Below are 11,192 nucleotides of genomic sequence, written 5' to 3'. Positions count from 1 at the left end.
CCCTCCGGGGCTCGGAGCCGTCCGGGGACGGCTCACTGGATGAGGTAGATCACGGCGAACAGGCCGACCCAGACGACGTCGACGAAGTGCCAGTAGTAGGAGGTCACGATCGCGCTCGTCGCCTCGTGGTGCCCGAAGCGGTAGGACGCGAAAGCACGGCCGATGACGACGCAGAAGGCCAGGAGCCCGCCGATGACGTGCAGGCCGTGGAAGCCGGTGGCGAGGTAGAAGATCGAGCCGAAGGCGGTGCTGGAGATGGTGACGCCCTCGCTCACGAGGGTCGCGTACTCCCAGACCTGCCCGGCGATGAACATCGCCCCCATGACGAAGGTGACGACGTACCACTCGACCATGCCCCAGCGCAGGACGTTCAGCCGTCCACCGGTGCGGTAGGGCTGGAAGCGCTCGGCGGCGAAGACGCCCAGCTGGCAGGTCACGGAGCTCGAGACCAGGATCCCCGTGTTGACCGAGGCGAACTGGACGTCGAGCAGGGGTGTGCCCTCGGCCCACAGGCCGGGGGCGACGGCCCGGATCGTGAAGTACATGGCGAACAGGCCGGCGAAGAACATGAGCTCGCTGGACAGCCACACGATCGTGCCGACCGACACCATGTTCGGCCGGTTGACCGTCGCGTGTCCGACGCTCGTGGGGACTGCGGTCTCTGAGCTCACGGCCCGAGTATGGACGACGCGCCCGCCGCTGACACGGGGGGTGCGCACGTGTCGTCGCGCGAGCGCGGATCGTTACGCTCGCCCGGCTCGCGGCGTACCCACCGGCACGCCGCGACGGCGCCCGGCGGACCGCCCCGGGCCGCCTCCACCGGCCCCGCGCAGGGGCCCCGGCCGCGACCCGAGGAGCGACGTGGACGCAGCGCCCCCCGCCTGGCGGGACCTCACCGCCCGGGCCCTGCGGGGGGAGGACCTCACGGCGGACGAGACGGCGTGGGCGATGGCCGAGGTGATGGCCGGCGCGGCGCCGTCGGTGCCGCTCGCGGGCCTCCTGGTGGCCCTGCGGGCCAAGGGCGAGTCGGTCGCCGAGCTCTCCGGGCTCGCGGACGCCATGCTCGCCGCCGCGGTGCCGGTGCACGTGCCCGGCCGCTGCCTCGACGTCGTGGGCACCGGCGGGGACCTCGCGAGCACCGTGAACCTGTCCACGATGGCCGCGCTCGTCGCGGCCGGGGCCGGTCAGCGGGTCGTCAAGCACGGCAACCGCGCGGCCTCGTCGGCGTGCGGGACCGCCGACGTGCTGGAGGAGCTGGGGCTGCCGCTCGACCTGCCGCCGGCGCGCGTCGCCGAGCTGGCGGTCGAGGTCGGCATCACCTTCTGCTTCGCCCCGGTGTTCCACCCGTCCATGCGGCACGCGGCGCCCGTGCGGCGCGAGCTCGGCGTCCCCACCGCGTTCAACCTGCTCGGGCCGCTGTCCAACCCGGCCCGCCCCGCCGCCGGCGCCGTCGGCGTCGCGGACGAGCGGTCCGCGCCGCTGGTCGCCGGGGTGCTCGCCGCCCGGGGGCTCGACGTCCTCGTCGTCCGCGGCGGTGACGGGCTCGACGAGCTCACCACCACGTCGCCCTCGACCGTGTGGTGGGCGCACGAGGACCCCGCGGACCCCGCGGACCCCGCGGACCCCGCGGACCCCGCGGACCCCGCGGACCTCGGGGGGCCCGCGGACCTCGGCGGGCCCGCGGACCTCGGGGAGCCGGGCGGCCGGGGCGTCGTCCGGCGGCGGGTCGAGCGGGTCGGGCTCGACGCCGCCGACCTGGGCCTGCCGCGCTCGCGCCCTGGTGACCTGCGCGGGGGTGGGGCGCCGGAGAACGCGGCCGTCGTCCGCGACGTCCTCGCGGGGCGTCGCGGACCGGTCCGCGACGCCGTGCTGCTCAACGCGGCCGCGGCCCTCGTCGCCGCGGAGGGCGGCGGGGGCGACCTGCTCGTCCGCATGTCGGCCGCCCTGCAGCGGGCTGCTGCGTCGGTGGACTCCGGCGCGGCGGCCGACGTGCTCGACCGGTGGGTCGCCGCCGCCCGCTCGTAGCCGGGCGCCGGCGCGGGCGCCGGCGCGGGCGGCGGCGCGGGCGTCCCAAGGCGTGGCAGGGCGTGGCAGGGCGTGGCAGGGCGTGGCAGGGCGTGGCAGGGCGTGGCAGGGCGTGGTGACCGTGGTCGTGAGCCGGTGAGCTGCGGCCCGTGAGGTGCGGCCGGTGAGGACTCAGTCGTCGAGCCCGAGCTGGAAGGCCTCCTCGAGGTCGTGCCGCGAGTAGGCGCGGAAGGCGATGTGCGTGCGGGTGCGGACGACGCCCTCCACCTTGCTGATGCGGTCGGCGATGGCGTCCGCGAGGTCCTCGTGCCGCCGCGTGCGCACGACGGCCACCAGGTCGACGTCACCCGTGACGGAGTAGACCTCCGTCACGTCGGGGAGGTCGGCGATGGCCGCGGCGGCCTCGGGGATGCGGGCGGCGTCGGTGTCGACGAGGACGATGGCGGTGATCACGGGCGCTCCCGGAGGTCGGACGACGGCAGGTGCCGAGGACCGCTCCAGCCTGGCCCGCCCCGCCCGCGGCGTCGACCAGGCGACTCCGCGCCGGGGCGACCCTCACTCTCGACCTCAGGTCGAGGACGAGACTCCGGGCGCGTCGAGGACCGACGTGGCGGCCCGGTCGACGAGGAGCAGCCGGCGGTCCACGGGGTGGTCGTCCCCGACGACGTCCTCGGCCGGGGCGGAGAGCCCGAGGCGTCGCAGCAGGCCCTCGGCACCGTGCACGGGGCTCGCCCACGTCCCGTCGACCTCGACGAGCCGGACGCCGTCCTGCGTCAGCCAGCGGACGAGGAGCTCGGTCTCCTCGACGAGCGCTGCCGGCGCGGGCCCCGGGGCCGGGGCCACCACCTCGCCGCTCGCCCGCAGCGCGGCGACCACCGTCAGCGGCGGCGTCCCGGCGGCGGCGACCGCGCTGCCGGCGAGCCGACCGTGGCGCACGAGCACCAGCTCCCACCCGCCGCCGGCGGCGGGAGGGCGACGGCGGGCGGCGACGACCTCCGCCACGGCGGCCAGCGGGGCCACCCGGTCGTGCGCCGCGACCGCGCCGAGGAAGGTGGCCAGGCGCTCGCGGTGCGCCGCCGCCTCGTCGTGGCGCCGGGCGGCCGTGGCGTCGGCGGCACGGCCCAGCGTCGCCTCGACGACCGCCCGTGCGTCCCCGGCCAACGAGGCCCGGGCGCCCGCGACGACGTCGGCGTACTGCTCGCGGCTCTGCGCCCCCGTGCACGGAGCACCGCAGCGGCCCAGGTCGGCGAGGGCGCACGCGAGCGCCCCCGCGGCCGGACGGGCCGGCAGCCGCGCCGTGCACCGGCGCAGCGCGTGCGCCTCGTGGAGCGCCTCGACCGCCAGCTCGGCGCCGCGGGCGCTGCCGACGGGGCCGAGGTAGGTGGCACCGTCGTCCGCGACGCGCCGCACGACCGAGAGCCGGGGGAAGGCCTCGTCGGTGAGCTTGAGCCATCGCCCCTGCCCGGGCGGGGCGGGGCGCCGGTCGTGGGCCGGGCGGTGCTCGGCGACCAGGCGCAGCGCGCGGACGGCGGCCTCCACCGGGGTCGGGCAGACGAGCGGCACGACCGTCCTCGCCCGGGCGAGCATCTGCTCCGTGCGCGCCGGCGTGCGGCCCGCGGTGACGTAGCCGCGCACGCGCCGACGGATGTCGCGGGACGTGCCCACGTGCAGCACCTCGCCGAGGCCGTCGAGGAAGCAGTAGACGCCCGGCTCGGCGGGCAGGCCCTCGGCCAGCAGGCGGCGCGCCCGCCGCTGCGGCGACAGGTGCGCGCCCGCCCGCACCTGCTCGCGCAGGTCCTCCAGCGTGCGGACCCCGACGCCCCCCAGGCGGCCGAGCAGCGCGTGGAGGACGTCGACCGTGGCGCGCGCGTCGTCCAGCGCGCGGTGCGTGGGCGTCGTCGCGGCGCCCAGGTGGGCGGCCAGCGTGCCCAGCTTGTGGTCGCGGACCTCCTCCCGGCCGAGCACGGCCCGGGAGAGGGCGACGGTGCAGAGCACCTCGTTGCCGGGCCAGGGCCGGCCGGCGCGGGCGCCGGCGGCCCGCAGGAAGCCCGTGTCGAAGGCGGCGTTGTGCGCCACGAGCACGGCGTCGCCCGCGAGCTCCCAGAAGGCCGGGAGCACCTCCGCCACCGGCGGTGCGCGCCGGACCATGGCGTCGGTGATGCCGGTCAGCTCCGTGATGAGGCGCGGCACCGGCCCCCCCGGGTCGACGAGCGTCGACAGCTCGCCGAGCACCTGCCCGCCCCGCACCTTCACCGCCCCGATCTCGGTGATGGCGCACGTGCGCGCCGAGCCCCCGGTGGTCTCCAGGTCCACGACGACGAAGGTGACGTCCTGCAGGCGCGTGCCCAGGTCGTCCAGCGACGTCTGCACGGGGACCCGGCCACCTGGTGCCGGTACTGGTGCCGGCGCCGGCGCCGGGACGGCGGCCACCGGGAGCTCCCGGGTCGGCGGGGCGGTCGTGAGGGGCATGCGGCGGACGGTAGGGGCGACCACCGACAGCGCCTCCCGCCGTCGGGGGCCGGTGCCGTCGGGGGCCGGTGCCGTCGGGGGCCGGTGCCGTCGGGGGCCGTTGTCGGTGGTGCTGCCTAGCGTCCGGCCCGCCGGTCGGGGAGGTCCTCGCCGGCCGCCCGAGGGAGGGAGTCCCATGATCGTCGACTGCGACGGCTGCGCGGTGCGCGGCCCCGGCTGCCCCGACTGCGTCGTCAGCGTCCTGCTGGGGGTGCCCGGCGAGGAGGTCGTCCCCGACGCACCCCGCCGGGTGCCCTCCGTCGGTGGGTTCCGCGAGGAGGGGGCGGGCCTGCTGGAGGTGCCCGACGGCGGCCTCCGGGACGCCGAGCGCGCCGCGGTGGGCGTCCTCGCCGCGGCGGGCCTCGTCCCGCCGCTGCGCCTGGTGCCCGTGCGCACGGCCCCCGCGGGCGGGGGCGCCGCCGGGTCGCGGGGGCCGGGTGCGGCGGTGCCGCCCGCCTACGATGCGCGCCGTGGAGCGACCCGGGCCGGCTGACCCCGCCCGGGCGGCCCTCGGCGGTCGGGCCCGCGGCGGTCGTGACCGGGTCGCCGGGCGCGTGCGGGTCGCCGGGTTCGTCCGGGGCACCGGGCTCGTCCGGGTCCTCTTCCTGGTCCCCGTGCTGCTCGTCGCCTCCGTCCAGGCCGGCTGCTCCGGGGGCGAGGCGCCCGGCGCACCTGCCGGTGCGTCGACCGCGGCGGCGCAGGGGGCGTCCGCCGCCGGGCAGGACGAGCGCACGGCGGCGGTCCGGGTGCTCCTGGACGCGCGGGCCGACGACCTCCTCGCCGGCGACGTCGCCGGCGTCCTCGACGGCACCGACCCCCGCGCGAGCGCCTTCCGGCAGCGCCAGGGCGACCTCGCCCGCGGTCTCGCCCGGCTGCCGCTCGCGAGCTGGTCCTACGAGGTCCGGGGGCAGGGGCCCGATCTCGGCGCCGCGCGACGTGCGGAGCTCGGCGCCGACGACGCGTGGGTGGCCGACGTCCTGCTCTCCTACCGGCTGGCCGGTGTGGACGACGTCCCGCAGCTGCGGCAGCAGTCGCTCACGGTCGTCCGGCGGGACGGCCGGTGGCTGCTCGCCGGCGACCGGGACGGTCCCGGGCGCCCCGAGCCCTGGGACCTCGGGCTCGTCGACGTCGTCGAGGGGGAGCGCACGCTCGTCGTCGGGACGGCCCGCCGCGACGTCCTCGTCGAGCAGGCGTCGCTGGGGGACGCCGCCGCCGCGCGGGTGGACGCGGTCTGGGGCACGGGCTGGCCACGGCGGACGGTGGTCGTCGTGCCGGCCGACGAGGACCAGCTGGCCCGGCTGCTCGGCCGCGCGGGGACGGACGGGCTCGACCAGGTGGCCGCCCTGACCACCGGGGCGGACCGCTCGTCCGGCGAGCCCGGGGCCGAGGGCGCCGTCGACCGGGTGCTCGTCAACCCCGCCGCGCTCGAGCGGCTCGGCGACCTCGGGCGCGGCGTCGTCCTCACGCACGAGACGACCCACGTGGCGGTCCGCGCCGGGGCCGCCGCCGACGCGCCGCCCTGGCTGTCCGAGGGCTTCGCCGAGCTCGTCGCCTACGCCGGGCCCACGGCCGCGGCCGGGGACGACGTCGTGGCGCCCGAGGTCGTCGCCGCCGACCTGCTCGCCGCGGTCCGCGAGGGCCGGGGACCGGGCACCCTGCCGACGGCGGCCGACTTCGACCCCACGGCCGGCGACGTCGCCCCCGCCTACGCCGGGGCGCTGCTCGCCGCCCGGACGGTCGAGCAGCGCTACGGGCGCCCCGCCCTGCTCGCGCTCGTCCGGGCCGGCACGGGCCGGGCGCCGGCCGCGGACGAGGCGGGGGCGGGGGAGGCCCCGCTGCCGCTCGACGAGGCCGTCCCGCAGGTGCTCGGGGTGACGCTCGCCGAGCTGGAGCAGCAGTGGCGCGCCGACCTCGCCGACCTCGCGACGCGGGACGCCTGAGGATGGGCCGCCTGCTCGTCGTCACCAACGACTACCCCCCGCGCACCGGCGGGATCGAGACCTTCGTGGCGGCCGTCGTCGCCCGGGTGCCGCCGGAGGACGTCGTCGTCCACACCGCCCGGCAGGCCGGCGACGCCGCCCACGACGCGGGGCTCCCGCACCGCGTCGTGCGCGACCCCGCGCGGCTGCTCGTCCCCACGCCGGCCGTGGTGCGGCGCGTCGCCGCGACGGCACGCGCCCACGGCTGCGACCGCGTCTGGTTCGGCGCCGCGGCGCCGCTGGCGCTCATGGCCCCGGCCCTGCGCCGTGCCGGGGTCCGGCGGGTCGTGGCGACGACGCACGGCCACGAGGTGTGGTGGTCCTCCCTGCCGGGCACGCGCCGCGCGCTGCGGGCGGTCGGGGACCGCGTCGACGTCCTCACGGCGCTGGGGCCCTGGTGCGCCTCCCGCATCGCCCGCCCGCTGTCGCCGCGGGGGCGCGCCCGCCTGCAGCGGCTCGTCCCGGGCGTGGACACCGGCGTCTTCACGCCGGAGGCCGACGGCGCGGGCGTGCGGGAGGCCCTGGGGCTGGACGGGCGTCCCGTCGTCGTCTGCGTCTCGCGGGTCGTGGCCCGCAAGGGTCAGGACGTGCTCGTGCGCGCGTGGCCGTCGGTCCGCGCCAGGGTGCCGGGCGCGGCGCTGCTCGTCGTCGGGGACGGGCCGGCGCGCCGCCGTGTCGAGCGGCTCTCCCGCCGCCTGGGGGTCGAGGACGACGTCGTCCTCGCCGGGCGGGTGCCCTGGGCGGCGACACCGGCGCACTACGCGGCGGGCGACGTCTTCGCCGTCCCGACCCGCACCCGCCTGCTCGGCCTCGAGCCCGAGGCCCTCGGGATCTGCTACCTCGAGGCGGCCGCGACGGGGCTGCCCGTCGTCGTCGGCCGCTCCGGCGGGGCCCCGGACGCCGTCCTGGACGGCAGGACGGGCGTGGTGGTGGACGGCCGTGACGTGACGGCCGTCGCCGACGCCGTGGCCGGGCTCCTCCTCGACGCCGGGCGGGCCCGGGCGTGGGGGGAGGCCGGGCGCCGGTGGGTCGCCCGCGCGTGGTCGTGGGAGGGCCAGGTCGACCGGCTGGTGCGCCTGCTGGACCCGCAGGTGCCCGTGCCCGCAGGACCCGACCCCGCCCTCGGGCCGGTCCCGACGGTCCCGGCCGGGCCGCCGGGGAGCGGTCAGGAGTAGAGCTGCTCGACCCGGTCGGCGTGGTCGCGCAGCACGCTCGCCCGCTTGAGCTTCAACGACGGCGTGAGGTGGCCGGACTCCTCCGTGAGGTCGACGGGGAGCAGCACGAAGCGGCGGACCGACTCCGCCCGGGAGACCGCCTCGTTGGCGGAGTCGACGGCCCGCTGGACCTCCGCGAGCACCTCGGGCATCGAGGCGGCCTCCGCGGCGTCCACCTCGGGCAGGTCGTGCCCCCGCAGCCAGATCGCCAGCATGTCCGGGTCCAGGGTGACGAGGGCCCCGACGTAGGGGCGCCCGTCGCCGACGACCATGCACTGGCCCACGAGGGGGTGGGCCCGCAACCGGTCCTCCAGGACGGCCGGCGCGACGTTCTTGCCCGCGGCGGTGACGATGATCTCCTTGGCGCGCCCGGTGATGCGCAGGTAGCCGTCGTCGTCGAGGTGCCCGAGGTCGCCGGTCCGGAACCACCCGTCGACGAAGGCGGCACGGGTCGCCTCCTCGTCGCGCCAGTAGCCGCGGGCGACGTGCGGGCCGCGGAGCTGGACCTCGCCGTCGTCGTCGACGCGCACGGCGGTGCCGGGCAGCGGCGGGCCGACCGTCCCGACCTTGAGGTCCGTCGGCGTCCCGCACGCCGCGGGGGCGGTCGACTCGGTGAGCCCGTAGCCCTCGAGGATCGTGATGCCGACGCCGCGGAAGAAGTGGCCGAGCCGCTCGCCCAGCGGCGCGCCGCCGGAGACGGCGAAGGCGAGCCGCCCCCCGGTGGCGCTGCGCAGGCGGGCGTAGACGAGCCGGTCGAAGAGCGCGTGCTGCAGCCGCAGGCCCAGCGACGGGCCGCCGGCGTCCTGCGCGCGGCTCCAGCGCTCGGCCACCGCGGCCGCGCGACGGAACAGGTCGCCGCGCCCGGCCTCGTCCGCCCTCGCCTCCGCCCCGTTGTAGATCTTCTCGAAGACGCGCGGCACGGAGAGCACGTAGGACGGCCGGAAGGACGTGAGGTCCGCGGCCAGGTCCTTGGTGTCGGGGGTGTGGCCGAGCGGGGTGCGGGCCACGACCGCGAGGACCTGGATGAAGCGCGCGAGCACGTGGGCGAGCGGCAGGAACAGCAGCGTCGAGGCGTCGTCGTCCAGCACCTCGCGCAGCACCGCGGTGACGTTCTCCGCGAGCACGAGGAAGTTGCCGTGCGTGAGCTCCACGCCGCGGGGGCGCCCCGTCGTGCCCGAGGTGTAGATGACGGTCGCCAGGGCGTCGAGCGACAGCCCCGAGCGGCGGCGGTCGAGCTCGGCGTCGTCGACGTCGCGCCCGAGCTCGCGCAGCGCTGCCAGGCCGTCGCCCTCGACGGTCCACGTGGGGCCGTCGTCGCCCTCGCGCCGTGCCCGTCGGACCAGCCCGGCGTGGACGTCCGTCTCGACGACGACGCAGCGTGTGCCGGAGTCCTCCAGCACCCAGGCGACCTGATCGCGCGAGGAGGTCTCGTAGACGGGCACCGTGACGGCGCCGGCCGTCCAGATCGCGAAGTCCGTGAGCGTCCACTCGTACCGCGTGCGCGACATCAGCGCGACGCGGTCCCCCGGCTCGACGCCCGCGGCCACGAGCCCCCGGGCGAGCGCCTCGACGTCCGCCCGGAACGCGGACCAGCTCACGTCCTCCCACACGCCGCCCCCGGCGGGCCGCCGGAACGCCACCGCGTCCGGCGCCTCGCGGGCGTTGTCGACGACGAGCTGCGCGAGGTGCCGCCCGGGGTCGACCTCGACGAGCGACGGGCGGCTGGACTCGCGCACGGACGGCTCCCTCGACGCTGCGCCCGGGGCCGGGTGGCGGCGGGGCTGCCGGCACCCCGGCGCTGGTCCGGGCCGTGCCACCACCCTAGGGGCGGCGCCCGCGGTGCCGCGGTGACCGAGCCGCCCGTCCCCCGGGTCGGCGATAACCTCGCCGGCATGGCCGAGCGCACCTCCTCCTCCGCGGTCGTGGACGCCCCGCCCGACCGCGTCCTCGCCGTCGTCGCCGACCTCGAGGACTACCCGGCGTGGGCGGCCTCCGTGCGGGAGGTCGAGGTGCTCAAGCGCGGGGCCGGCGGCCTCCCGGCGCGGGCCCGCTTCCGCGTCGAGGGCGGGCCCCTCGCCGACGAGTACGTCCTCGCCTACGCCTGGGACGTCGCCGACGACGGGACGGGTGACGTCCGCTGGGACGTCGACGAGCCCGGTCGCGTCGTCGCCGACCTCGACGGCTCGTACGCCCTGCGCGCGCGCGACGACGGCGGGACCGACGTCCGCTACGACCTCGGCGTGGAGCTGCGGGTGCCGCTGCCCGGGCTCCTGCGCCGCCGCGCGGAGCGGACGGTGACGAGCACGGCGCTCACCGAGCTCGCCCGCCGCGCGGCCCGGGGCTGAGGCGCCCCCGCCGAGCCCCGCCGGCCGCAGCCACCCGGCCGACCCACCGCGAGCACCGCACCCACCGCGAGCACCGCACCCGCCGCAGCCCGCGGCGGGCGGCGTACGACCGCGCCGGCCCCGGAGCCGGCCCCAGGACAGGAGAGCGCATGAGCACCATCGGCGTGGACATCGGCGGGACGAAGATCGCGGCGGGTGTCGTCGCCGAGGACGGCACGGTCGTGGCCCGCACCCGCAGGGTCACGCCCGCGACGGACCCCGAGGCCATCGAGGACGCCGTCGCCGACGCGGTCTCCGAGCTGCGCGCCGACCACGACGTCACGGCGGTGGGGGTCGCCGCGGCGGGCTACATCGACGCCTCCCGCTCGACGGTGGTCTTCGCGCCCAACCTGGCCTGGCGGCAGGAGCCGCTGCGCGAGGAGGTCGAGAAGCGCGTCGACCTCCCCGTCGTCGTCGAGAACGACGCGAACGCCGCGGCGTGGGGCGAGTTCGTCCACGGCGGGGGCCGCGGGACGCGCGACATGCTGCTGCTGACGGTCGGCACCGGCCTCGGCGGCGGCCTGGTGCTCGACGGCGAGCTCGTCCGCGGCACGGGCGGCATGGCCGCCGAGGTCGGGCACCTGCGGGTCGTCCCCGACGGGCACCAGTGCGGCTGCGGCCGCACGGGCTGCTTCGAGCAGTACGGCTCCGGGCAGGCGCTCGTGCGCTGGGCCCGGGCGCTGGCCGGTACCGACCCCGCCCGCGCGGCACGTCTGCTGGAGCTCGCCGGCGGGGACGCCGCCGCCGTCACGGGACCGCACGTCACCCTCGCGGCCGAGGAGGGCGACGAGGCCGCCCTCGAGCTCGTCGCGACGCTCGGCCGCTGGCTGGGCGAGGGCGCCGGGAGCCTCGCCGCCGTCCTCGACCCGGGGCTCGTCCTCGTCGGCGGCGGGGTCAGCTCCGCCGGGGAGATGCTCCTCGGGCCGATGCGGCGCGCGTTCGCCGGCGCCCTCACCGCGGCGCAGCACCGCGAGCTCGCCCGGATCGAGCCGGCGGTCCTCGGCAACGACGCGGGCATGGTCGGCGTCGCGCACCTGGCGGCGCGCGGATGAGCGAGCCCCCGGAGCCGGTCCCCGGGCAGC

10 protein-coding genes are annotated in these 11,192 nt (G+C 78.5%); 6 read left to right on the top strand and 4 right to left on the bottom strand.

Annotated features, from left to right (window positions below; genetic code table 11):
- Positions 1-32 precede the first annotated feature (32 nt).
- Positions 33-671, bottom strand: coding sequence for an aa3-type cytochrome oxidase subunit III (gene ctaE / locus WDZ17_RS07470; protein WP_339574518.1), 639 nt, complete (start codon positions 669-671; stop codon positions 33-35).
- A gap of 190 nt (positions 672-861) precedes the next feature.
- Between ctaE and trpD the strand changes: the two genes are divergently transcribed.
- Entirely contained in the window at positions 862-2,025 is a 1,164-nt protein-coding gene (gene trpD / locus WDZ17_RS07465) for an anthranilate phosphoribosyltransferase (protein ID WP_339574517.1), read from the top strand.
- Between the two features lie 171 nt (positions 2,026-2,196).
- Here the strand turns inward: trpD and WDZ17_RS07460 are convergent, their stop codons facing one another.
- On the bottom strand, positions 2,197-2,478 hold the full coding sequence (locus tag WDZ17_RS07460; protein ID WP_339574516.1) for an Lrp/AsnC family transcriptional regulator: 282 nt from the start codon (positions 2,476-2,478) through the stop codon (positions 2,197-2,199).
- Positions 2,479-2,592: 114 nt separating this feature from the next.
- The gene (locus WDZ17_RS07455) at positions 2,593-4,494 is read right to left on the bottom strand and encodes a DEDD exonuclease domain-containing protein (protein ID WP_339574515.1); all 1,902 of its coding nucleotides are present in this window, start codon (positions 4,492-4,494) and stop codon (positions 2,593-2,595) included.
- 175 nt (positions 4,495-4,669) lie between these two features.
- Here WDZ17_RS07455 and WDZ17_RS07450 point away from each other — a divergent pair, with 175 nt between their 5' ends.
- The 3 genes from WDZ17_RS07450 to WDZ17_RS07440 are packed head-to-tail and all read left to right on the top strand — an operon-like array spanning position 4,670 to position 7,687.
- Positions 4,670-5,026: a hypothetical protein gene (locus WDZ17_RS07450; RefSeq protein WP_339574514.1), complete on the top strand. Its 357-nt coding sequence runs from the start codon at positions 4,670-4,672 to the stop codon at positions 5,024-5,026.
- On the top strand, positions 5,004-6,473 hold the full coding sequence (locus WDZ17_RS07445; RefSeq protein WP_339574513.1) for a hypothetical protein: 1,470 nt from the start codon (positions 5,004-5,006) through the stop codon (positions 6,471-6,473). Before WDZ17_RS07450 ends, WDZ17_RS07445 begins: the two co-directional genes overlap by 23 nt.
- A 2-nt stretch (positions 6,474-6,475) precedes the next feature.
- Positions 6,476-7,687, top strand: coding sequence for a glycosyltransferase family 4 protein (locus WDZ17_RS07440; RefSeq protein ID WP_339574512.1), 1,212 nt, complete (start codon positions 6,476-6,478; stop codon positions 7,685-7,687).
- Here the strand turns inward: WDZ17_RS07440 and WDZ17_RS07435 are convergent.
- Positions 7,678-9,462, bottom strand: coding sequence for an AMP-dependent synthetase/ligase (locus WDZ17_RS07435; protein WP_339574511.1), 1,785 nt, complete (start codon positions 9,460-9,462; stop codon positions 7,678-7,680). The genes WDZ17_RS07440 and WDZ17_RS07435 overlap by 10 nt on opposite strands.
- 156 nt (positions 9,463-9,618) lie before the next feature.
- Between WDZ17_RS07435 and WDZ17_RS07430 the strand changes: the two genes are divergently transcribed.
- Complete coding sequence (locus tag WDZ17_RS07430; RefSeq protein WP_339574510.1) at positions 9,619-10,071, top strand: SRPBCC family protein; 453 nt, start codon at positions 9,619-9,621, stop codon at positions 10,069-10,071.
- Between the two features lie 149 nt (positions 10,072-10,220).
- Complete coding sequence (locus WDZ17_RS07425; RefSeq protein ID WP_339574509.1) at positions 10,221-11,162, top strand: ROK family glucokinase; 942 nt, start codon at positions 10,221-10,223, stop codon at positions 11,160-11,162.
- Positions 11,163-11,192: the final 30 nt, after the last annotated feature.

This window comes from Pseudokineococcus basanitobsidens (assembly GCF_037482545.1).
Lineage (GTDB): Bacteria > Actinomycetota > Actinomycetes > Actinomycetales > Quadrisphaeraceae > Pseudokineococcus > Pseudokineococcus basanitobsidens.
This window is presented reverse-complemented; position numbering and strand designations above follow the sequence as displayed.